The organism is Halarcobacter sp. (genome assembly GCF_963675975.1).
Lineage (GTDB): Bacteria > Campylobacterota > Campylobacteria > Campylobacterales > Arcobacteraceae > Halarcobacter.
Window position 1 is genome coordinate 140,827 of record NZ_OY780939.1, and the last position, 22,835, is coordinate 163,661.

Genomic DNA, 22,835 nt, shown 5'->3' on the forward strand with positions numbered 1-22,835 from the left:
TTTTACTCTTTTATAAAACTATTAAATCTTTTAATGAATATGCTATATAAAGCATTAAAAACCCTATTGATATATCTAAAACTTTCCATGTAATTGGCTTTTTAAATAAAGGGATTAGAAGTCTAGCTCCAAACCCTAAAGATAAAAACCAAACAGATGAAGCTAAAGCACAACCTATTATAAAAAATATTTTTAGACCCTCTTCAATATTTGCACCAATTCCACCTATTAAAAGTACTGTATCTAAATAAGTATGAGGATTTAGATAAGTAAATACAAAAAGTAAAGTTATCACTTGTTTTATTGGATTTGTTTTTATTTGATCATCTATTTTCAATGATTCATTTTTTAATGCTGATTTAAAAGAAGTAAAGGCATAAAAACATAAAAAAGCTATTCCAAATATTGCAATACCATTTATAAAAAGTTGCTCACCTTTTATAAAGTATCCAAGACCAAATACCCCAGCACTAATTAAAAATATATCTGAAAAGATACAAAATAAAGCAGCTTTTAAAACATGTTGTCTTAAAAGCCCAAGTTTTAAAATATAAGCGTTTTGAGCTCCTATTGCTACAATCAATGTGATTGTAATAACAAAGCCTCTTAGAAGAGTGTCAAACTCCATTACAAATAGCTTTGTGAAAGATGCACTACACCTGAGATTATAAACTGTACAGCAAGGGCACCAACAATAAGTCCCATAAGTTTTGTAATAATATTTTGTCCAGTAAGACCTAAATATTTTTTTATATAGATTGAGTTTTTTAAAACAAGGTAAAAAATCAGTGCATTAATACAAAAAGATATTACCAAAGAAAAAACTTCAACACTGTTTTCAACTTGATTTTTAAAAATAATAATTGTAGTAAAAAGACCAGTACCAAAAGCAATTGGGATTCCTATTGGAATAATTGCCAGTTCTTCATCATTTTTATTACTTTCATCTTCCTCTTTTTTACTTTTCATTGCACTACCAGTTACCATTGATATTGCCATCAAAAGAAGAATTAAACCACCCATTACTTTTAATGAGTCTTCATGTATACCAAAAAGCTTTAAAACTAAATCTCCCGTAATTAAAACAACAAAAAAAGCAACCAATATTGTAGTAGTAGTTTTTTTAGCAATAATTGAGATTTGAGATTTTGTAATATTAGGGCTCAATAAAGAGAGTGCAATTGCACTCACCCCTATTGGATCCATAATTGCAAACAAAGTGATTGTTTGCTGTAGAAAATTTTGAAAAAGTTCCAATATTAACTCATTCCGCCTTTTTCAGCCATTCTTTTTTCTATTTTATGACCGATGAAACTTAATGTAGAAGTTATTGTAAGATATAAAAGTGCAACAACAATCCAAGTTTCAAAAGGAGAGAAAGTATTTGCAACTATCTCTTTACCAACTTTTGTTAAATCTGTAATAGAGATAACTGAAACCAAAGATGAATCTTTTACTAAAGCAATCATCTCACCAACTAATGTTGGTAAAGCTCTTTTAAAAGCTTGAGGTAAAATAATATATCTCATAGCTTGAAATTTCGTAATCCCTAAAGAACTTGCTGCTTCTTCTTGACCCTTGTCTATAGACTGAATTGCCCCTCTTAAAATCTCTGCCATATAAGCACCAAAGAAAATTCCAAGAGATAATACCCCAGCTACAAACCTATCTAACTCAAAAATATTTGCAACAATAAAGTAAAACAAGAATATTTGAACAAGAAGTGGAGTACCTCTAACTATTGTAATATAAACAGTAGCTATATCTTTTAAAAACTGATATGAGGATAGTTTCATAAATGCAACAACAACACCTATTACAAAAGTCAAAATTGCAGCAAAAAATGAGATTTTAAGTGTTATCCAAAGCCCATTTAATACAGGACCTGCTCTCATCTCTTTTTTTGTAGCAAGATAATCACCCGAATAAACTTTCTCACCAACTTCATAATCAAATGAAAAACTACTATCTAATTTTGTTAATTCTACTCTTTCATCACCATCAATGAAATATTTGTTATTTTCAAACAGTAGTTTTCCATCTACTGGAGCTTCTATAGTAATAGTTTCCTCATATGCAAAATATTTAGGAACAGAATTCCACTTCCAAACATAATTCATGTTTGAAGCTGCCATATAAAAGAAATACCCTATAAGTAGGTAAAAACCTACGGCAATAATATGCCCTAGGTTTTTATTTTGTGTCCATGATTCTTTTCTAGCCATAAACTATTGAACTCTTTTTAACCAGTCTGTTTCAACTAGCCATTTTTGATATAATTCATCAGAAAATCCAACAACTTTATCTTCTTGCATTTGTCTTAAAAAGTTATTTAACCAGTTAATAAAGTCTGGATCACCTTTTCTAACTGCCCATGCAAGTGGTTCATAAGTAAGTGGTTTATCTAAGTGAATAAGTTTACCTTTACCTTTATCTGACATAAATAATACGTTATAAGGTTGGTCATAAACAAAAGCATCTGCTTTACCATTTAATACTTCAGCAGCAGCATCTGCTTCAGTTTCAAAAGTCACAATTTTAGCTTTTTTGAAAAATTTTCTTGTTGCAACTTCACCTGTAACACCAAGTTTAGTAACAATAGTATATTCAGGTTTATCTAAATCTTTTGCAGTATTAACTTTACCTTTTAATTCTTTTTTCATTAAAATTGTTTGACCAACAACAACATAAGGATTAGCAAAATTAATTTTTAAATTTCTTTGTTGAGTAATAGTCATACCAGACATAATAATATCACATTTACCAGTAACTAATGCAGCAATAATCCCATCCCATGCTGTTGGAAGAAGTTTTAGTTTAACTCCCATCTCTTTTGACATTTTTTTAGCAAAATCCACATCATAACCAATAATTCTACCTTTTTTATCTTTCATTTCAAAAGGCATATAACCAGGTTCCATACAAACTTGTAACTCCCCTCTTTCTAAAATCTGATTTAATGTAGACTTTTTCCATAAATTGATATCATCTGCAAAAACAGATAAACTTAAAAAGGCAACTAATGCCAACATAATTTTTTTCATCTTTACTCCTATATTTTAAGATTGAATTATTGTAGTTTGTCTAACCATTTAGTATCAACAAACCATTTTTGATAAAGTATTTCATGTAAATTTACAACTTTATCTTCTTTTATTTGTCTTAAAAAGTTATTTAACCAATTAAGAAAATCTGGGTCGCCTTTTCTAATTGCAAAAGCAAGTGGCTCATACGTTAAAGGTTTATCTAAATGTACTAATTTGCCTTTACCTTTATCATCTGCAAAAATTGCATTATAAGGTTGGTCATTTATAAAAGCAGTAGCTCTGCCATTTAAAACCTCTGCAACAGCTTCTGCTTCTGTATCAAAAGTATTTATTATTGCATTTTTAAAGAATTTTTTAGCAACAATTTCACCTGTTTGCCCAAGCTTTGCTGTAATAACATATTTTTTGTCATCTAAATCTTTTGCAAATTTAATCTTTTGTTCAAAATCTTTATTTAATAAAACTGTTTGTCCAACAACAAGATATGGATCAGAAAAATTAATTTTAAGATTTCTTTGTTGTGTTATTGTCATTCCTGCAATGATAACATCAAATTTTCCAGTTAATAACCCAGCAATTATCCCATCAAATGCTGTTGGAACAATTTCTAATTTAACTCCCATCGCTTTTGCCATTGCTTTTGCAATGTCAACATCATAACCAATAATTCTACCTTTTTTATCTTTCATCTCAAAAGGCATATAACCTGGTTCTAAACCAACTTTTAAAACACCTTTATCTAAAATTTTATTTAGTGTTGATTTTTTCCATAAATTTATATCTTCTGCATATAAACTATTTATTGCAAAAAAAGTTAATAATGCAAGTAAAATTTTTTTAAACATTTAAAATATTCCTTATATAATCTAAATTAATGTGTTAAAATCTCTTTTAGAAAATCTTTTGCTCTTTGACTTTTTGGATTTTCAAAGAACTCTTTTGGAGTATTTTCTTCAACAATTACTCCATGGTCCATAAATACAATTCTATCCCCAACCTCTTTTGCGAACCCCATTTCATGAGTTACACAAACAATTGTGTATTGTTCATGTGCTAAATCTTTCATAACAGAAAGAACATCACCAATTGTTTCTGGATCTAATGCTGATGTAGGTTCATCAAAAAGTATAACTTTTGGTTTCATAGCCAAAGATCTTGCTATTGCAACTCTTTGTTTTTGTCCCCCACTCAAATCACCTGGATAAGAGTCAGCTTTGTGTTCAAGTTTAACTTTTTCAAGAAGTTCCATAGCTATTTTTTTAGCATCTTCTTTTTTTACATTTTTAACTAAACCTGGAGCTAATGTTATATTTTCTAATATTGTTAAGTGTGGAAAAAGATTAAAGTGCTGAAATACCATTCCCACTTCACCCCTTATTGCTTGTAGATTCTTTTTACTCTCATTGATGTCGATATTATCAACTACAATAGTTCCACTATCAATTTCTTCTAAACCATTAATACACCTAATTAGCGTTGATTTACCAGAACCTGATGGTCCACAAACAACTACAATTTCACCTTTTTTTACATAAAAATTGATACCTTTTAGGACGTGAAAATCGTCATAATACTTATCAATTTTATCCATACTTATAATATTACTACCCATTATCTCTCTTTTTTTAGTCTAAACAATTATAATATAATAAATAGATTTAAACTAAAATATAAATGTGTAACAATTATACAATTTTTGAAAAATTAATAGTTTAATTAACTTAAATGTATAATTCTCATCTTTATTTTTAGGAGTATAGATTTGAATAGAAAAAAATTATTAGAGTTAAGAGCAGACTTACTACTTTTAACAGTTGCAATTGCATGGGGAGTTACTTTCTTGATGGTTCAAGAAGCTATAGAGACTGTACCTGTGTATTCTTTTTTATTTTATAGATTTTTAATTGCAACAGTACTTATGGCAATAATTGCCTATAAGTTTTACAATAAAATTAACAAACAAACAATATTTTATGGCTTTGTTTTAGGAACATTTCTTTTTTCAGCTTTTGCCACACAAACTTTTGGTTTAGCATATACAAAGAGTTCAATTGTAGCTTTTATTACTGGATTAAATGTAATTTTAGTTCCATTTTTTGCTTATGTTATATTTAAAGACCATGTCAGAAAAATGGTTTTTATAGGTTCACTTGTTGCCGTAGTGGGATTATATCTTCTTACTATGAGTGGAGAATTAACACTTGGATTTGGAGAGTTTTTAACTCTTATTTGTTCTGCTTTATTTGCATTACAAATTTTGTTTACAGATAAATACTCAAAAAAAGTAAATGTATTTATGCTGGTTTTATTTCAGTTTTTAACAGTAACAATATATTCATTGATTTTTTCACTTTCATTAGATGAAGTAACTTTCAATGTAAATATGGATGGTGCATTTTTAAAAGCTGTAATTGTAACTTCAGTTTTTGCTACAGTTTATGCATTTTTAATCCAAACATATATGCAACAGTTTACAACTCCAACAAAAACTGCTATTATATTTACAATGGAACCTGTAAGTGCAGGAATTTATGGTTATTTTGTAGGAAATGAATTATTAACTTCAATACAAATTTTAGGGGCAGTTTTTATCATATTTGCTGTACTACTAGCAGAATTAAAACTAAAAAAAGAGTAAACCTAAAATAGATAAATCTATTTTAGGTTATAAATTTAGAAATCTACTTTTTTACCTGTAAAGCTACAAATAAATAGCTGTTTCATTGTTTCATCATCAATTTTTCTAGGATTTGCTCCTGTACAAGCATCAAGAACTGCATTATGAGCAATAAAATCTAAATGCTCTTCAAACTCATTTTCATCAATTCCATACTCCTTCATAGAATGAGGAATATTTAATTTATCATTTAATCCATCAATAAAACTAATATAAGAATCAACTAACTCTTTTGAAGTTTCACCTTCAAGTTTTAAAAATCTTGCAATATCTGCGTATCTATCCTCACAAGCTTTTCTATTATAAGAGATAACATAAGGTAAAAATATTGCATTTGCACACCCATGAGGAATTCCAAATACTGCACCAACTTTATGAGCCATTGAGTGAGTAATTCCTAGCAATGCATTTGTAAATGCCATACCGGCTAAACATTGAGCTTCATGCATCAACTCTTTTGCTTTTTCATCACCATTATAAGAATCAAGTAATGTATCTTTTATCATCTCCAAAGACTTTAAAGCTAAAGGATCTGAAAAATTACTATGTAAAGCTGCTACATAAGCTTCTGTTGCATGTGTTAAAGCATCCATACCTGTATGAGCTACTAATTTTTGTGGCATTGTTTTTGCAATATTTGGATCAACAATTGCAATATCTGGTGTGATATTAAAATCTGCCATAGGGTATTTAATTTTTTCTTTATAATCTGTAATAACTGAAAAAGCTGTAACTTCTGTAGCAGTTCCACTAGTTGAAGGTATAGCTACAAAAATAGCTTTTTGTCTTAAAGTTGGAAGATTAAAAGGAATAACTGCTTCTTTAAAAGTAAAGTCTGGATATTCATAAAAGATCCACATAGCTTTAGCAGCATCAATAGCAGAACCTCCACCCATTGATATAATAATATCTGGTTGGAATTCAAGCATCTTTTTTGCACCATTCATAACAGTATCTACACCAGGATCTGGTTCAATACCTTCAATAGTTTCAACTTCTAAATTTGCTTCTTTTAAATATTCAATTGCTTTATCTAAAAAGCCAAATTTTTTCATTGAACTTCCACCAACAATTAAAATTGCTTTTTTACCTTTTAAATTTTTTAATTCTTCTAAAGAGCCTGCACCATGATAAATATCTCTTGGCAATGTAAAACGTGCCATAATATACTCCTTGATTATAATATTTGCACTATATTAATCCAATCTAACTTAAATAATCTTTTTAGCAACTTACATTTTTTGTAACCAAAAATTATAAAAAAAATAAAAATGCTTTTCTTTTGCAACGAATGGGGTATATAATTTCCAATACCTTATTCCAAGGAGATATGCATGAGAAAGTTTTTATATATTACAGACCAAGATGAGTATACAGATCACAGTTTTATAGGGCCTTTGTTTGAAAAATATCTTAAAGAATACTATGAAGTTGATATTGTATATTTTAGTGAATTTAAAGCAGAATTTGAAAAAAAAGATGAAAATAGGTTTATTCTTCCTGTTGCAGCTAAGTCAAAAGTTATCAAAGAACTAAAAAATGCAAATATTGATATCTCTTCATATTCATATATTGTTGTTAGAAATAGTTCAGAGATATTAAAAGATGTATTATCTAATAGTAGAGTTTATGATTATAAAGTTGGATATAGACTCTCTTTTCCTAAAAGAAGGGCAAGAATACAAGCTGACAAAGCTAACAATAAATCAAACTTCTTAAAAGATTTAAATAATACTTTGGCTACTTATTCAGAAACCAAACTTATAAACCAATGTGATTTATTTCTTCCAACTTCAAGACAGATGCATGAAGAGTATTTTAAAGATGTAAATGTCAAAACTTATATCTGTCCTCCTGCACTTGACCCTGAAATATTACATGATAATATTCAGCATGAAGACAGTGAAAAAAGATTTTTTTATGCTGGGACTCTTGATAAATTAAGAGAATTTGAAACAGTTTTAGAAGCCTTTGATTCATTAAATACTAAAGATTGGACTTTAACAATTTCTACAAAAGATCCTGAATATACAAAAGAGGTAATTGATGGTTTTGAAAATCTTAAAGCTAGAGTTAGAATCCAAAATGCAAAAACAAAAGAGCAACTTCTTGATTTGATTGCAAAAGCTGATATAGGAGTTTCTATCTTACCTGATATTCCACTATTTAATACATCAACGCCAGTTAAAATTATGGATTATTATTCATCAGCTGTACCTTGTATTATGACTAATAATGCAAACAATAATGAGATTTTTGAAGAAGATAAAGATGCTTGGTTTTGTGAATTTTCAAAAGATGCCATAAAAGAGAAACTTGAATATATTTTAGATTTGCCAAAAGATGAAGTGGCTCAAGTTGGATTAAATGGGCAAGAAAGATTACTAGCAGTTAGAAACTACAAAAGAATCGCAGCAGATTTAGCTCACCAATTAGATATTTTATAAGAGATTTTTCTCTTATAAAAACTACATTTTTGCTTATTTTTAGTAAAGCAGCTATATAATTCCATTTTAATAGACCATAGTAAAACATTTTCTCACAAGTTTTAAAGTTTATTAAAAAAATCAAATCTTATATTTTAATACTCAAGAGAAAAAAAATGAATTATTTCGGAATGTTTTTACTAACAATAGCTATGTTTATATGGGGTAGTTCTTTTATTGCTTTAAAAATAGCAATGATAGATTTAGGACCATTTACTGTTATTTTTTTAAGAATGGTTATTGCATCAATGTGTTTTTTATATTTTATAAAAGACTTTTTAAAATTTAATTTTACCAAAAAGAATATCCAACTACTTTTACTTTTAGCTTTTTTTGAGCCTTGTCTTTATTTTATTTTTGAGGCAAAAGCTTTACAAAATACTACTGCTTCACAAGCTGGAATGATAACTTCACTTATGCCTATAATTGCAGGAATTGCAGCAGGATATTTTCTAAAAGAAAAAATTACAAGAAGACTAATTATTGGTTCAATTATTGCTTTATCAGGAGCAATACTTTTAAGCTCTCAAGCAACAGCTTCAGAAGCTGCCCCAAATCCTATACTAGGGAATTTTTATGAGCTTTTAGCGATGGTTTGTGGTGCTGGGTATACAATTGTTGCTAGATATCTGTCAAAAGAGTTCTCTGCACTATTTATTACTGCTTTTCAGGTTTTTGTTGGAACTATCTTCTTTTTGCCATTTTTTGTTTTTGAATATACGCAATTAGAATTGAATTTTACTTTTAATTCTGTTGCTTCTTTATTTTATTTAGGTATTGTGGTTACTTTGGGAGGATATGGTTTATATAATTATGCTTTAACAAAAATAGAAGCATCTAAAGCTGCTGTATTTATCTATCTTATTCCTATTTTTACTTTGATTTTAGCTAATCTAATTTTAAATGAAGTTATATCTTTTGTGGAGATAATAGCCTCTGCTATCATCTTAGCTGGTGTATTTATTAGTGAATTTTCACCTTCAAAATTTAAGATAAAAAGAGTTAAGAAAGCTTAACTCTTTTATCCCAAGAGATAATAGCCCAATAAATATACTCTTCTTGAGGTTCTTTTTTTATAAGAACCTCATTGTAATAAGTACATAGATTTTGGATATCATCTGCATTTAAACTTCCTATACTCCAAGTTATAGAATCTACAAAATCTCCAAAAGAGTCTTTTTTTATAGTTTTAGCTTCACTTCTTATAAAATCAAGTTTTGCATTTATTCCCATTTGATAAAGTATATTAAGTAAATAGATATAATCAGGCTTTTTTACAATATCTTTTTGAAGAACATCTAGAATCTCTTCAGATAAAAATGAGCCTCCTACTTTGTAGGATAATACAACTTTTTTATTTGCTTTAGAATCTAATTTTGTTAAAGCACTTTTCATATCTTCAACTTCTAAAGACCTTGAAGCAATTACCAAATCACTTGTAGGAACCTCATCCCAAGAATTATCCCAAGATTTGTTTATCAAATCAATATTTTGAATATCTTTTTGTTTTGCATTGGATTCTAAAAGCTCTAACATTTTTGAAGAATAATCTAAAGCATAAACTTTTTTTAGTTTGGGTGCTAACTTTAAACTTAGGTTTCCAACTCCACAACCAACATCAAGTAAAGTTTCAATACCCTCTAAATCTAAAAGCTCTAAAAACTCTTTATTATAAATTGAATTATGAACTTTTTCATTCATAAAAACTGACTTTTTATCCCAATCACTTGAACTTTTTGGTTTAAATGTTGTTTCTTTTTTTTGCTCTTTATATAAGTGATTAAAATCTATCTCATCAAAATTTGTTAACTCTATACTCAAAATATTCCTTTATTAGTGAGCCATAAACATAGGCAATTTAGAATGTTTTAGTAAATATTTAGTTGCTCCACCAAATACAATCTCTTTTAAACCTTTATTATGCCCAAAAGCCCCTATAACAATTAAATCAAAATCACCACTTTTTGCTGTTTTTAAAGTGTTTCTCCCGGATGAAGTGCTGTTTTTAAAAACTCTGTTGTAATCTTCACATTATGAAAAGCAAAATACTCTTTTAATTTTTCTAGATTATCACCTTCAGGTAAATATTCAGGTGATGATACCAAATGTACTCTTTGTGCATTTTTTAAAATTGGTAAAGCCTCAGTTATAGTTCTAGCTGCTTCAGGAGAATTATTCCATGCAATTATTACTGATTTTGTATCAAATGTTTTCATCTCTCTTGGTATTACCATAATAGGTTTTCCACTTTGTAAAACAACTGATTCAAAAGTTTCAGAGATGATTCCATCAGTTGGCGCTGCACATACTACCATATCTGAATATTTTGATTCTTGTGCAATTAAAGAGCTTCTATCTCCAAGTTGAATTAATGGATGAACACAAAACCCTTGGGCAACAGATTCTTTAGTAATCTTTACTCCAATATCTTTTGTGATATCGTGTAATAGTTCATTGAATTTTACTGATTCAGTTTGTTGTTTTTCTAAGGCAAACTCTTCAAGCTCTTCTAAAATATGAACTGGAAGTTGTCTATTTATTTTTACTCCAGGAACTGAGTGTAACATCTCTAGATAAACATCAAAATGTTTTGCAACTAGAAGTGCACCAAAGATTCTTTCTCTTAGTTCATTTCCACTATCTATTGGCATAAAAAATTTTTTATAGCTCATCACTTTCCCTTTTCAATTATTTTTCTAGTGGATATTCTTTTAAAAACTCTTCTTCGATTTTATCACTATCAATATCTATTCCACTAAATCTTTTAAAAGCTTCAATCCCTTGATATAAGAACAGTTTAAATCCAGAGATAGTTATAATATTATTCTCTTCACAAGTTTGTAAAAACTGCGTATTTACTGGTGTATAAACTGCATCAAATGCCCATTTTTGTCCACCAAATCCCTCTTTTGGATAAGGGTTTCCAGGATATTGGAACATTCCAATTGGAGTTGCATTGATTAGTCCATCAACACTTTTCATCTCCTCTTCAACACTGCTTTTTATAAGTCTTGCATTAAATCCTGCATTTTTTAAGTCTTCAACTAATGAAGTTGCCAACTGCTCATTCATATCATGAACAATCAACTCTTCTACATTTAAACTGCAAAGTCCATAAGCGATAGCCAATCCAACTCCTCCAGCTCCTAGCATTAAAACTTTTCCAGGATTTTGTTCATTGAATCTTTTTCTATATGCTTCACAAAAACCTAAATAATCCGTGTTGTCTGCTATTAGTTCATCTTTAAACAGTACTGTATTAACTGAAGTTAATCCTTTTGGAAAACCTTCCATAGTTTTCACACATTTGAAAGCATTTACTTTATATGGATGTGTTACATTCACTCCATCAAAGCCCTCTTTTTTACAACGATTTAGTTCCTCTTCAATATTTGCATTTTCTTTATTTGCTAAATCCATTAACTCATAACTTGTATCTAAATCATAAAGTTTTCCAATTAATTCATGTAATTTTTTTGATTGAGTTTTTCCAATACCATTTCCAAGTAAACCCAATTTTAATTTTCTTTTCATCTATTTCCTTACTCTATACCAAGAAGTTTTGGTAGCCCAATAACTGTTTCTGGGACAAAAGTGATAATTATTAATACTAAAAGTTCCACTAAAAATAGTGGTAAAATCTGTTTTGTTAGTTTTCCAAAACCAACATTTGCAATGGAGTCTGCAACAAAGAGGCAAAGTCCAAGTGGTGGGGTTATAAGCCCAATCATCAAGTTAAAGATTACTAATATTCCAAAATGTACTGGATCGATTCCTAAACTTACTGCAATTGGGTGTAAAATAGGAACCAACACTAACATTGCAGCAATCCCTTCTAAGAATAAGCCAACAAATAAAAATAAGAATATTACAGCTATTAAGAACATCCATTTTACAGTCATATATTGTAATGCAAAATCAGTAATCATATTTGGAACTCTGTTATAGTTTAAAAGCCAGTTTGCAGCTGCAACAGCAGCAATAACAATAAGAATAACAGAACTATCTCTCATAGCATTTGCAAATATTTTTGGTATTCTTTTTATTTTTAACTCTTTTGTTATAAATACACCAATAATAATCGCATAAGCAACAGCAAAACTTGCAGCTTCTGTTGGAGTTACAATTCCAATTAAAATACTTCCCACAACAAGTACAGGCATCATCATAGGAACAATACCTTGAAGTAAAACACTTGCTGTTGATTGTTTTTTACCATCAACTTCTTTTTCAAGTTTTTTCTCATAATGACCTGCAAAAACCATTACATATATTGATAAAAATATTGCTAACATAACTCCTGGAACAATACCAGCTACAAAAAGTGCAGGAACAGAAACACCTGAAACAGTAAGAGCATAAATAATAACAGGAATACTAGGTGGAATAATAGGACCAATAACTGAAGATGCAGCAGTAATTGCAGCTGCAAAATCTCTAGGATAACCTCTTTTTTCCATTTCAGGAATAAAAACCCTACCAATAGCAGAAGTATCAGCAACAGCTGAACCTGAAAGTCCTGCAAAGATTACAGATGCCCAAATATTTACCATTGCTAAGCCAGCTCTTAATCTTCCAACTAAAATACTAGCAAAAGCGATAATTCTACTTGTGATACCAGATTCATTCATCAACTCACCAGCTAAGATAAATAAAGGAATTGCCAATAATGGGTAAGATTGAAGTCCACCAAAAACTTGAGTTGCTACAATTCTTAAGCTATAAGGAAAATCTCCAACTGCCATAAAATAAAATAGTGCTGCTAAAATAGAAAAAGCAATAGGAACACCAACTAAAAGTCCAATAAGTAAAATTGCATAAGTCATAGACCAGCCTCCACTACTTTATCTGAGTCAGCTTCATAAAGTCTATTTAAAAGTCTTATTAATGCTGCAAGAGCTAATAATAATCCACCAAATGCAATTGAAAATTGATAAGGGTACATTTTCCCTAAGATAATAAGGTTATCAATGCCAAAGAAATCTCTTAAATCTTTTGCACCATTTATTAAACCAGAAGCTTGAATCTTTCCTCTTTTTGCTGCAAAAACATATCCTGAGTACATCAATACAAAACCAGTTATAATCATAATAAAATCAACAAAGATATTTAATCTTTTCATCCAAGCTTTTGAGATAAAATCAACTAATATAGTAAATTTTACATGTTGATCATTCATATATGCCCAAGCTACTCCAAACATAACTCCATATATTGCTAAAAATACTGGAAGTTGTTCTCCCCATTCAAAGGATTTATCAAAAGCATACCTTCTTGTTGAGTTTATAAAAATTATAAGAAACACAGCAAACATTGAAAGCCCTGCTCCACCTGCTAAAAAGGTAGAGTAGGTATTAGTAACTTTTTCTAAAGATTTTTTAAACATTAATTAGTAGCTTCCTGTACTGCTTTGTCAAGTTTTTTAATCCATACAGAATCACTACCAAGCTCACTTGCTAACCATTTTTTTACAGCAGGTTGTGCCATTTTTTTGAATTGATTTAATTCGTCTTTTGTAGGAGAATAAACTTTCATCCCTTCTGCTACAATTTTTGTTACACCATCTGCTGTGTTAAACTGTTGGATTGCTCTTCCCATAGTTCCTGCAATTCTTGCAGCTTTTTGAATAATCTCTTGTTGAGCTGGTGTGAACATTCCAAAAAGTTCGTCATTGATTACAATAAAATCTGCACCATAAACATGGTTGTCTAAAATCATATATTTTTGTAGTTTATGAAATTTATTGTTGTAAATAGTTCCTACTGGATTTTCTTGTCCATCAACAACACCAGTTGATAAGGCATTTGGTAACTCAGACCATGCAATTGGAGTTGGCTCACCACCTAAACCTTTTACCATCTCTACATATAATGGAATAGGCATAACTCTAAATTTTAAGCCTTTCATATCTGCAGGAGTTTTAATCTCTTTTGTATTGTTAGTAAAATTTCTAAAACCTGTTTCACCATAAGCTAAAGTTCTAAGTCCAGTCTCTTCTAAACAATGAGCTGATAACTCTTTACCAAATTGTCCATCTAAAACATCCCACGCAACTGATGGCGAAGAGAAAGTATAAGGAATATCTAAAACTGATGCTGCAGGACAAACTTTTGACATAGCACCTGAAACTATAGCCATAGAAGTGATTCCCTCTTGTACTTGTTGAATCATTTCACTCTCATTTCCTAAAGCTTTTGCAGGGAAAATCTCAACTTTTATATCAGTTTCGCCCTCAACAATTTTTTTAAAAATAATTGCTGCTGAACCTTTTTTTGATGTTTGCCATTCAGAACCATCTACATGACCTAATTTAATTACAGGAGCTGCTATTGCTGTTGAGGCAAAAAAACCTAAAGCTGCTACTGCTTTTAATATAGACAATTTTTTCATTATTTCTCCTTGATTAACTCTTAGTACCCTAGTTTACGATTAGCTACTTACTAAATGTACCAAATGGTTAATTATATCAATTTTTTTTCTTAATTAGCTTTAACAAGTAATAGGTATAATAAATTTTGAAATTGTTTTGAAAAGGAAAAAACTATTAAAAGAAAAAGTTGGAAGCAAGATCCCCAATTAGTAAAAAAAAATATATTAAAAGTAGCTACTAAAGAGATATCTAAAAATGGCCTTGCAGGAAGTAGAATAAATATTATTGCAGAAAAATGTGATACCTCAAAAAGAATGATTTATTACTATTTTGAAAACAAAGAGGGCTTATATAAAGCAGTACTTGAATCAACATATAATTCTATTAGAAAAGCAGAAGAGAGTATAAAACTTGATGAACTTGAACCAATTGAGGCACTAAAAAAACTTGCTTTATTTACAATAAAACATCATGCTAAAAATCCTGACTTTATTCGTATTATTATGAATGAAAATATACATGATTGTAAATATTTAAAACTATCATCTATAATAAAAGAGGTAAATGCTCCAGCTATTAAAAGGCTTGAAGAGATTTATAAAAAAGGTGTTGAGAAAGATCTATTTAGAAAAGGTATTAGTCCATTAGAAATACATTGGCATATAAGTGCAATATCTTTTTTTAATATCTCAAATAGACCATCTTTTACAACTGCTTTTGGAGATGTACTAACTTCGAAAGAAAATATTGAAAATTTTGAAAATCATATGGTTGAGATGATTTTAAGATTTGTTTTAAAAAAGATTAGTTAAAACTAACTAATCTTTTTTTGTCCAAACTTTGAACTTCCAAGCTGGACTTTTTACTTGACCATTTTCTGTGATCTCTTCATAATCTTTTTGCTCAACTAAATCCCAAGTTGAAAAATCAATTGGCTCTAAAAATGCATCTGCTTCACCCTCAAAATCAACTTCACTTAAATACATTTTGTCAACATAAGGAAAAAGTGTTTTATAAATATTTGCTCCACCTATAATAAAAAGCTCCTCTTCTGCAGTTTTTCTTGCAAAATTAAAAGCTTCTTGAACATCATTGAAAGTGTGAACACCTTCGTGCTCAAAACCACTATTACTTAAAACAAGCGATGTTCTGTTTGGAAGAGGTTTTCCTATAGATTCAAAAGTTTTTCTTCCCATTAGAATATGGTGTCCTGAAGTTATTTGTTTAAAGTTTTTAAAATCTTCAGAAATATGCCATAACATTTGGTTGTTTAAACCAATCTCCCAGTTTTTTCCATAAGCTACAATCATCGATATAATCATACTATTCCTTTTAATTGGTTCCCAATAAAAAGGGACCTTTTTTTATTTGTCTACTTTTTAGCGAAGAAAATAAATTTCTTCTAAAAGTAGGAAAATTCTAAAGAAGGCAACGAGTTGCCTTTTGGCTATACAGCCATAACTGCTTTTATTGCTTCGTGACACTCATAATCAACAAGTTCAAAATCTTCCATTTTGAAATCATTTATATCTTTGATATCTGGATTGATTTTCATTGTTGGTTTTTTAAATGGTGTTCTTGTTAGTTGTAAATTTACTTGTTCCATATGGTTTGAGTAGATATGTGCATCCCCAAACGTATGTACAAAATCTCCCAATTCTAATTCACAAACTTGTGCAATCATCATAGTTAAAAGTGCATAAGAAGCTATATTAAAAGGAACTCCTAAAAATACATCTGCACTTCTTTGGTATAGTTGACAAGATAGTTTTCCATTTGCTACATAAAACTGGAAAAAAGTATGACAAGGTGGTAATGCCATATTGTCTATCTCAGCTGCATTCCAAGCATTTAAAATAATTCTTCTACTATCTGGATTTGTTTTGATTTGATTTATAATATCAGCTAGTTGATCAACTCTTTTTCCATTTGCACCTTCCCAAGATCTCCATTGAGCTCCATATACTGGTCCTAATTGTTTTTCAGTATCAGTATTTGTATACCCTAAAGCTTTCCCTTGGGCATCTGCATTTGCAGTCCAAACAGTTTTTTTACCAATAAGGTTTTCTGCTTTGTCTCCAAAATGGATTTCAGCAAGTCTTCTTTCATCTGTACTTCCCTCAATAAACCATAAAAGCTCAGAAATAATAGCTTTAAGATGTGTTTTTTTAGTAGTAACTAAAGGAAAACCTTCACTTAAATCAAATCTCATTTGATAACCAAAAACAGAAGTAGTACCAGTACCTGTTCTATCCTCTTTTTTAATACCATTATCTAAAATATGTTGCAGTAAGTCTAAGTATTGTTTCAATGATATTCCTTCTTTTTTTATAGTTTGTTATTTTAGCAGATTCATACTTTTTTCTAGTTTTTATCTTGAATCAAATAAAAAACCTCTAAATAAGTCATTGATATTTATGTAAACTTTTAAATAATATTCTTGTAATATATTTGCAAATATTATATTTAAAGAGTTATTATGGAATTGGTTTATTTGTGGGTTGAAGATTATAAAAATATAAAGAAACAGGGGTTTAATTTTTCTCCTAGGTTTGAGTGTAAGTATGATAAAAATACTGAAGAATTAACTATTAATGAAAATGAAGATTATGTGAGTATATTTCCTGAAAACATAAATATTACGGCTATTGTTGGAGAAAATGGAAGTGGAAAGAGTAGTTTATTAGTTGGTATAACAAATGGAAAAATTGTAATCAAAAAAGAAGAAAGTAAATTGTTTAGTTCCCATTTTAAAGATTCGAAATGTAATAAAAAATTGAATGAATATAACTCATATAAAGAACATGAGATAATTTATTTAGATTCTGATTTAATAAAAATCAAACCTAAGAAAAATTATGCGGATTATTTCAATTTACATATTTATGATAAAAATTTATATAAAAAAGTTGAAAATAATATTGCAATAAGTTTAGATTTTAATATAGATAAATTTAGAAAAAATTTTTATAATTTAATTGTTAAATATAGAAAACTATTTAAATCTAATATCTTTATATTTAATCCTATAAAAATCTTTTTTAAAGTAAAAATGCCTGAAGTTGATTCTAAAAAAATTAATAAACTCATAGAAGAGAGTCAAAAAGAGATATTATCTAAAGATAATTTTTTTGTTTTTCTTTATGCCCAAATTAACCATCTTGGAATTCTTACTAATAAGGATAGAGATTCTTTAGAAAAATCATTTAAAAAGAATAAGGAAACGGTAATTAAATACGTTAAAGAATTTGAGCTTGATAAACTAAAATTATATTATGATTTTTTTGATACTTTATCCAAATATGAAAATAATACAGCTTTTTCCCTTGAATCTTTTAGTACTATATATAACGAATATAAAGAAGTGATTTTAAAACTTATAGAAATAGGTTATTTACAAATAGATTTCGTGGATTGTTTAAAAAGAACTTATTTTGATTTATCTCAAGGAGAAAGAAAGTTTTTTACTGAATCACTAATGATTTATGATGCAATTGTAAAAACAGATAAGGATGATATATTGTTAGTATTAGATGAACCTGATTTAAGTCTTCATCCTGATTGGCAAAAAGGATATATAAAAGAACTGTTAAACCTACTTCACAATTTTCCAAATAAAAATTTTCATGTAATTATTACTTCTCACTCTCCATTTATTCTTTCAGACTTACCAAAAGAAAATGTAATATTTTTAGAAAAAGGAAAACAAGTTTATCCTTTTGAAGATAATCAACAAACGTTTGGAGCAAATATTCATACTTTACTCTCTCATGGTTTTTTTATGAAAGATGGACTTATGGGAGGGTTTGCAAAAGAAAAAATTCAAAATGTTATTAATTTTTTAAACAATGATAAATCAACAATTCAAACAAAAAAAGATGCTTGGAAAATCATCCAAATAGTTGGTGAGCCATTTTTAAAGTACAAATTAGAAGAAATGTTTCATGAAAACTATTCAAGTGATGAAGTGAAGAATGAAGCAAAAATTAAAAAACTTGAAGAAGAAATAGAAAGGCTAAAGAATGTTAAGCCTAAAGATTGAGCAAACTCAAGCAGATAAATTTGCTGAGAAGATGTGGAGAAATGTGCAAAATCAACTGAATCGTATTATAAAAGACCGTGGACTTAAAGCAACAAAAAAACGTTCTCGAATTCCACTCAATACAAATGAATTAGATTTTTTGAAATCTATTAATTTAGAAAAAAAATTAAAAGAAATATTAACTGCTAATACAAAGGAATTACGAGATATTATTAATGACTTTGAGCCTCAAATGTCAAATAATTTAAAAAAAGTTATTTACAATATATTTGTCAGCAATGTATATTCAACAAAAAAGTTTAATGGTTTAAAATTTGTAAATGATATTAGGCTACAAACTTGTCCCTATTGCAATAGAGCTTATATCCAATCAGTAAGTAGAAGAGGAGTAGTTAGACCTCAAATAGACCATTTTTTTCCTAAAGATAAATATCCATATTTAGGAGTTTCATTCTATAATCTTATACCTTCTTGTTCAGTATGTAATGGAACAACAGTAAAAGGCAATAATGATAGTTATAAAGATAAATTAATAAGCCCTTATGAAATGATAAATGATAATTTTAAATTTAGTTTTGATATTAAATCTATCGATAACTTTCCACCTAAACTAGTTACAAAAATTGATATAAATGATAAATATTTTAAACTTGAAGATTTTTATAAACATCATGGAGATATAGTTTATGAACTTTATGCAAAACTATATAATGAATCTACTAAAGAACATTTTAATGTACTTCGCAAATCATTAAGTGGAATTGGATTTGATGAGGCAGAAATACATAGGTTTATAACATGCGGATATTTAGATGTTGAAGATTTACACAAACGTCCTCTTTCAAAACTTATAAAAGATATCAGTGAAGAGTTAGATTTATTATAATCCCTTCACTATTAATCTCTTAAACTCTTTATATGTTTTGAAGGAGACATACCAAAATAGCTTGAATACTCTCTACTAAATTGAGAACAACTTTTATATCCTACATAAAATGAAGCCCCTGAAATATCCATATTCTCTAAAGTCATTAAGCGTTTAGCTTCTTGAAGTTTTATTTTTTTAATATATTGTAAAGGGCTAATACCAACAACAATTTTAAAATTTTTATGAAAAGATGAGATACTCATATTAACCTCTTTTGCAATATCATCTACCAAAAAGTTATCATAAATATTTTCATTTATCAAAGTAATTGCTTTTGAGATTTTATAAGAATTACTTTCAATAAAGGCCAATTGTTGCAACTCTTTATTTTGATTTGAGACTAACAATCTATACAAAATCTCTTTTAAATACAATTTTGACAAAGCATCTATATCTATTTTATTTAAACTTAACAATCTAAAAACACAATCTTTTAAATCATTGTCCAATCTATAAATAGAAGCACTAAAATTTGTACTATTTATTTTATTTATTGCAAGTGAAAATTCATTTAGTGCTTGAAAAATCTCATCCTCTTTAAAAGCTATTTGAAGAGAGATAAAAGGTTTATCCTTTGAAGCTTTAACGGTTTTTCCTGATACTGCTAAATGTGTAGAGGAGATAAAATAAGAGGAACTATCATATTCAAATATTTTATCCCCTACCATAACTTTTTTTGAACCTTGTAAAATCAAAAATAAAGATGGTTCATAAACACTTTGTAAAATTTCAGAACTATTTGAAGATTTAAAAACCTTTACAAAAGGTATATTTGTTTTATTTAATCCCTCTTCTAAATCATATTTATTAACTATCTCTTTTATTTTTGAAAGAGTATCCATCTTAAGCCTTTTTTATATAAATCCACCATTTACTCTAATTGTTTGTCCCGTAATCCATTGAGACTTCTCATCAATCAATAACTCAACACTATTTGCTATATCTTCAACATTTCCTAAACGTCCAAAAGAGTTCATCTTACTTAAATTATCAATTTGTTCTTTAGATTTTCCTTCTAAAAATAAATTTGTTGCAACAGGACCAGGGGCAATTGCATTTATTGTAATACCTTTTATTCCAAACTCTTTTGCCAATTGTCTTGTTATTTGTTCAACTGCTCCTTTTGATGCTGCATATACACTATATGCAGGAAACATTACACCATTTACAGAGGTTGAAATATTTATAATTCTACCATTGTTACTCAAATATTTCATTGCTTGTTGACAAGAAAAAAATGTCCCTTTTACATTTGTTAGAAACTGTCTATCAAACTCTTCTTCAGTTACATCTTTTAATAGATTATTTTCCATAATTCCTGCATTGTTTATTAAAATATCTATTTTCCCAAACTCATTTAATACATTTTCAAATAGTTTTTCTATCTCTATTATTTTTGAAATATCTGCTTTAAATGCAATTGCATTTCCACCTAAGGAAACTATTTTGTCTACTAAATTTTGAGCTTCTTGCTTATTACTATTATAGTTTATAACTACTGTGATATTTAATTTTGCTAAATGTAAGGCAATCTGTTTACCAATCCCTTTAGATGAACCAGTAATAATAGCTACTTTGTTTTTAATCATTTTAAATCCTTATATAAATTTAAAATGATTATAAAATTAATACTTAATTATACAAAGGCAATTTGTATACTATTTTTGCCTATTTCTACTTTTTGTAAATATTAATCTTCTTGTTTCGCCCAAATTCCAGCGATAATTGAACCAGAAATATTATGCCAAATACTAAATATGGCTCCAGGAAGTGCACTTAGAGCTGTAAAGTATTTCATTGCTAAGACTACTGCTAGTCCTGAATTTTGCATCCCTACTTCTATAGCAACTGTTTTACACTCTTTTTTTTCAAAACCTAATAGTTTTGTTATATAAAATCCACCTACTAAACCTATAATATTATGTAAGGCAATAGACAACATCAATGATAATGCTAAACTTGAAACTTTTTCTTGATTTATTCCTATTATAATTCCTATTATAAAAACTATAGAGACTATAGACAATAAAGCAAAAATATCATGTTTCTCTTTTATATATTTATCAAATATTTGATTTATTATTAAGCCAGCTACTACAGGCATAAATACCAATTTAAATATACTAAATAACATATCAAGTGCAGGTACGGGAACTGTTTGTCCTACATATAAAAGTGTTAGATATGGTGTAACTAATATAGATAATAAAGTTGAAACTACCGTCATTGTAATAGATAAAGCCACATCAGCTTTTGCTAAATATGCTATTACATTTGAAGCAGTTCCACCAGAAACTGCCCCAACAAGTACCATTCCTACTAATAATTCATCTGAAAGATTAAACAGTTTTGAGATTATAAATGCAGCCAAAGGCATAATTAAAAATTGCAAAAAAACTGTCAAAGCTATAATTTTTGGTCTTTTTAATACTCTTTTAAAATCTGATATTTTTAAAGTTACACCCATACAAAACATTATCAATATCAAAAGTGGGATAATCCAACTTTTAAAACCAACTACCAAATTTGGGTTAAAATATGAAATTATAGAAAATAAAACAGCCCAAAGTGGAAATAATATAGAAATTTTTTTAATCATAAGTTTCCTATTTTGAGAAAGCAACTTTTAAACCAAGCAAAATTAAGACAGACCCGATGACTCTGTCAAACCATTTACCAAATGAATTTAAAAATTCTCTTACTCTATTTTGACTCAAGATTAAAGATAAACTTGTAAACCAAATCATAGTTGCTAAGATACAAAATAAACCATAAAAAGCTTGGATATATAAAGGGGTATCAATACTTATTACAACTGTAAACATTGAAAGAAAAAATAAAGTTGCTTTTGGATTTAAGGCATTGCATAAAAAACCAAACCAAAACGATTTAAAATCACTCATATTTTTATTTGCCTTTGAAGCACTATTATCAAGTTTTATACCTTTTGACTTTAAACTTTGATAACCTATATAGATTAAATATGCGGCACCTAAATATTTTATTATATTAAAAAGAATTATCGATTTTGATATTATCAGCCCTATTCCAAGTATTGAATATATAATATGTACAGAGATTCCAAGACCTATTCCTATACTTGCAAAAATCGATGAACGTTTTCCATAAGTTACGCTTTGTTTTAAAATCATTGCAAAATCAGGACCAGGAGATAATAAAGCTAAAATCATAGCTCCTGCTAAAATTAAAAATTCATGTATATATATTGAAAAATCCATTGTACCTCTTTTTTATGGTAAGTTATTAGAAGAAGAAATATGAGGG

Annotated in this window: 26 protein-coding genes; 6 read left to right on the plus strand and 20 right to left on the minus strand. The window is 28.5% G+C overall.

Annotated elements, in window-relative coordinates:
* Positions 1–10 precede the first annotated feature (10 nt).
* Genes ACKU3H_RS00650 through ACKU3H_RS00675 form a run of 6 tightly spaced genes read right to left on the minus strand, consistent with a single transcriptional unit; the run spans position 11 to position 4,647 of the window.
* The gene (locus ACKU3H_RS00650; RefSeq protein ID WP_320035046.1) at positions 11–628 is read right to left on the minus strand and encodes a LysE/ArgO family amino acid transporter; all 618 of its coding nucleotides are present in this window, start codon (positions 626–628) and stop codon (positions 11–13) included.
* Entirely contained in the window at positions 628–1,257 is a 630-nt protein-coding gene (locus ACKU3H_RS00655; RefSeq protein WP_320035047.1) for a MarC family protein, read from the minus strand. The genes ACKU3H_RS00650 and ACKU3H_RS00655 overlap by 1 nt, the downstream gene beginning before the upstream one ends.
* Before the next feature lie 2 nt (positions 1,258–1,259).
* Complete coding sequence (locus tag ACKU3H_RS00660; protein WP_320035048.1) at positions 1,260–2,225, minus strand: amino acid ABC transporter permease; 966 nt, start codon at positions 2,223–2,225, stop codon at positions 1,260–1,262.
* Between the two features lie 3 nt (positions 2,226–2,228).
* On the minus strand, positions 2,229–3,044 hold the full coding sequence (locus ACKU3H_RS00665; RefSeq protein WP_320035049.1) for a transporter substrate-binding domain-containing protein: 816 nt from the start codon (positions 3,042–3,044) through the stop codon (positions 2,229–2,231).
* Between the two features lie 26 nt (positions 3,045–3,070).
* The gene (locus tag ACKU3H_RS00670; RefSeq protein ID WP_320035050.1) at positions 3,071–3,892 is read right to left on the minus strand and encodes a transporter substrate-binding domain-containing protein; all 822 of its coding nucleotides are present in this window, start codon (positions 3,890–3,892) and stop codon (positions 3,071–3,073) included.
* A 26-nt stretch (positions 3,893–3,918) separates the two neighbouring features.
* Positions 3,919–4,647 (minus strand): amino acid ABC transporter ATP-binding protein, encoded by a 729-nt coding sequence (locus ACKU3H_RS00675; RefSeq protein WP_407933685.1) that lies wholly within the window; start codon positions 4,645–4,647, stop codon positions 3,919–3,921.
* Positions 4,648–4,809: 162 nt separating this feature from the next.
* Between ACKU3H_RS00675 and ACKU3H_RS00680 the strand changes: the two genes are divergently transcribed.
* Positions 4,810–5,685 carry a DMT family transporter gene (locus tag ACKU3H_RS00680; protein ID WP_320035052.1) on the plus strand — a complete coding sequence of 292 codons (876 nt, stop codon included), beginning with the start codon at positions 4,810–4,812 and terminating at the stop codon, positions 5,683–5,685.
* 35 nt (positions 5,686–5,720) lie between these two features.
* On the opposite strand, the gene ACKU3H_RS00685 is transcribed toward ACKU3H_RS00680, so the two are convergent.
* Complete coding sequence (locus ACKU3H_RS00685; protein WP_320035053.1) at positions 5,721–6,887, minus strand: iron-containing alcohol dehydrogenase; 1,167 nt, start codon at positions 6,885–6,887, stop codon at positions 5,721–5,723.
* Between the two features lie 171 nt (positions 6,888–7,058).
* On the opposite strand from ACKU3H_RS00685, the gene ACKU3H_RS00690 reads away from it, so the two are divergent.
* Both ACKU3H_RS00690 and ACKU3H_RS00695 read left to right on the plus strand, forming a co-directional pair.
* Positions 7,059–8,171 carry a glycosyltransferase gene (locus ACKU3H_RS00690; RefSeq protein ID WP_320035054.1) on the plus strand — a complete coding sequence of 371 codons (1,113 nt, stop codon included), beginning with the start codon at positions 7,059–7,061 and terminating at the stop codon, positions 8,169–8,171.
* Positions 8,172–8,326: 155 nt separating this feature from the next.
* Positions 8,327–9,226 carry a DMT family transporter gene (locus ACKU3H_RS00695; protein WP_320035055.1) on the plus strand — a complete coding sequence of 300 codons (900 nt, stop codon included), beginning with the start codon at positions 8,327–8,329 and terminating at the stop codon, positions 9,224–9,226.
* On the opposite strand, the gene ACKU3H_RS00700 is transcribed toward ACKU3H_RS00695, so the two are convergent.
* The 7 genes from ACKU3H_RS00700 to ACKU3H_RS00730 are packed head-to-tail and all read right to left on the minus strand — an operon-like array spanning position 9,213 to position 14,600.
* Positions 9,213–10,031 carry a class I SAM-dependent methyltransferase gene (locus ACKU3H_RS00700; protein WP_320035056.1) on the minus strand — a complete coding sequence of 273 codons (819 nt, stop codon included), beginning with the start codon at positions 10,029–10,031 and terminating at the stop codon, positions 9,213–9,215. The two genes, ACKU3H_RS00695 and ACKU3H_RS00700, sit on opposite strands and share 14 nt — an antisense overlap.
* Before the next feature lie 12 nt (positions 10,032–10,043).
* The gene (locus tag ACKU3H_RS00705) at positions 10,044–10,154 is read right to left on the minus strand and encodes a hypothetical protein (RefSeq protein WP_407933686.1); all 111 of its coding nucleotides are present in this window, start codon (positions 10,152–10,154) and stop codon (positions 10,044–10,046) included.
* A 29-nt stretch (positions 10,155–10,183) separates the two neighbouring features.
* Positions 10,184–10,882 (minus strand): hypothetical protein, encoded by a 699-nt coding sequence (locus ACKU3H_RS00710; RefSeq protein ID WP_320035057.1) that lies wholly within the window; start codon positions 10,880–10,882, stop codon positions 10,184–10,186.
* Between the two features lie 16 nt (positions 10,883–10,898).
* On the minus strand, positions 10,899–11,744 hold the full coding sequence (locus ACKU3H_RS00715) for a hypothetical protein (protein ID WP_320035058.1): 846 nt from the start codon (positions 11,742–11,744) through the stop codon (positions 10,899–10,901).
* Between the two features lie 8 nt (positions 11,745–11,752).
* Positions 11,753–13,036: a TRAP transporter large permease gene (locus tag ACKU3H_RS00720; RefSeq protein ID WP_320035059.1), complete on the minus strand. Its 1,284-nt coding sequence runs from the start codon at positions 13,034–13,036 to the stop codon at positions 11,753–11,755.
* Positions 13,033–13,596, minus strand: coding sequence for a TRAP transporter small permease subunit (locus ACKU3H_RS00725; protein WP_320035060.1), 564 nt, complete (start codon positions 13,594–13,596; stop codon positions 13,033–13,035). The genes ACKU3H_RS00720 and ACKU3H_RS00725 overlap by 4 nt, the downstream gene beginning before the upstream one ends.
* Positions 13,596–14,600: a DctP family TRAP transporter solute-binding subunit gene (locus ACKU3H_RS00730; RefSeq protein ID WP_320035061.1), complete on the minus strand. Its 1,005-nt coding sequence runs from the start codon at positions 14,598–14,600 to the stop codon at positions 13,596–13,598. The genes ACKU3H_RS00725 and ACKU3H_RS00730 overlap by 1 nt, the downstream gene beginning before the upstream one ends.
* 294 nt (positions 14,601–14,894) lie before the next feature.
* Between ACKU3H_RS00730 and ACKU3H_RS00735 the strand changes: the two genes are divergently transcribed.
* On the plus strand, positions 14,895–15,392 hold the full coding sequence (locus tag ACKU3H_RS00735) for a hypothetical protein (protein WP_320035062.1): 498 nt from the start codon (positions 14,895–14,897) through the stop codon (positions 15,390–15,392).
* A gap of 6 nt (positions 15,393–15,398) precedes the next feature.
* Here ACKU3H_RS00735 and ACKU3H_RS00740 read toward each other — a convergent pair whose 3' ends face one another.
* Both ACKU3H_RS00740 and thyA read right to left on the minus strand, forming a co-directional pair.
* On the minus strand, positions 15,399–15,902 hold the full coding sequence (locus ACKU3H_RS00740) for a dihydrofolate reductase (RefSeq protein WP_320035063.1): 504 nt from the start codon (positions 15,900–15,902) through the stop codon (positions 15,399–15,401).
* A gap of 125 nt (positions 15,903–16,027) precedes the next feature.
* Positions 16,028–16,891 (minus strand): thymidylate synthase, encoded by an 864-nt coding sequence (gene thyA / locus ACKU3H_RS00745; RefSeq protein WP_320035064.1) that lies wholly within the window; start codon positions 16,889–16,891, stop codon positions 16,028–16,030.
* Between the two features lie 168 nt (positions 16,892–17,059).
* Here thyA and ACKU3H_RS00750 point away from each other — a divergent pair, with 168 nt between their 5' ends.
* Together ACKU3H_RS00750 and ACKU3H_RS00755 are read left to right on the plus strand one after the other, a co-directional pair.
* Positions 17,060–18,622 carry an AAA family ATPase gene (locus ACKU3H_RS00750; RefSeq protein ID WP_320035065.1) on the plus strand — a complete coding sequence of 521 codons (1,563 nt, stop codon included), beginning with the start codon at positions 17,060–17,062 and terminating at the stop codon, positions 18,620–18,622.
* On the plus strand, positions 18,603–19,508 hold the full coding sequence (locus ACKU3H_RS00755) for a hypothetical protein (RefSeq protein ID WP_320035066.1): 906 nt from the start codon (positions 18,603–18,605) through the stop codon (positions 19,506–19,508). The genes ACKU3H_RS00750 and ACKU3H_RS00755 overlap by 20 nt, the downstream gene beginning before the upstream one ends.
* Before the next feature lie 11 nt (positions 19,509–19,519).
* Here ACKU3H_RS00755 and ACKU3H_RS00760 read toward each other — a convergent pair whose 3' ends face one another.
* The 4 genes from ACKU3H_RS00760 to ACKU3H_RS00775 all read right to left on the minus strand — a co-directional run bounded on the left by ACKU3H_RS00760 (position 19,520) and on the right by ACKU3H_RS00775 (position 22,789).
* Positions 19,520–20,392 (minus strand): AraC family transcriptional regulator, encoded by an 873-nt coding sequence (locus ACKU3H_RS00760; protein WP_320035067.1) that lies wholly within the window; start codon positions 20,390–20,392, stop codon positions 19,520–19,522.
* A gap of 12 nt (positions 20,393–20,404) precedes the next feature.
* Positions 20,405–21,139 carry an SDR family oxidoreductase gene (locus ACKU3H_RS00765; protein ID WP_320035068.1) on the minus strand — a complete coding sequence of 245 codons (735 nt, stop codon included), beginning with the start codon at positions 21,137–21,139 and terminating at the stop codon, positions 20,405–20,407.
* Positions 21,140–21,240: 101 nt separating this feature from the next.
* Positions 21,241–22,149, minus strand: a complete 909-nt coding sequence (locus ACKU3H_RS00770) for a bile acid:sodium symporter family protein (protein WP_320035069.1) — start codon at positions 22,147–22,149, stop codon at positions 21,241–21,243.
* 7 nt (positions 22,150–22,156) lie between these two features.
* Entirely contained in the window at positions 22,157–22,789 is a 633-nt protein-coding gene (locus tag ACKU3H_RS00775) for a LysE family translocator (protein ID WP_320035070.1), read from the minus strand.
* Between the last annotated feature and the right edge of the window lie 46 nt (positions 22,790–22,835).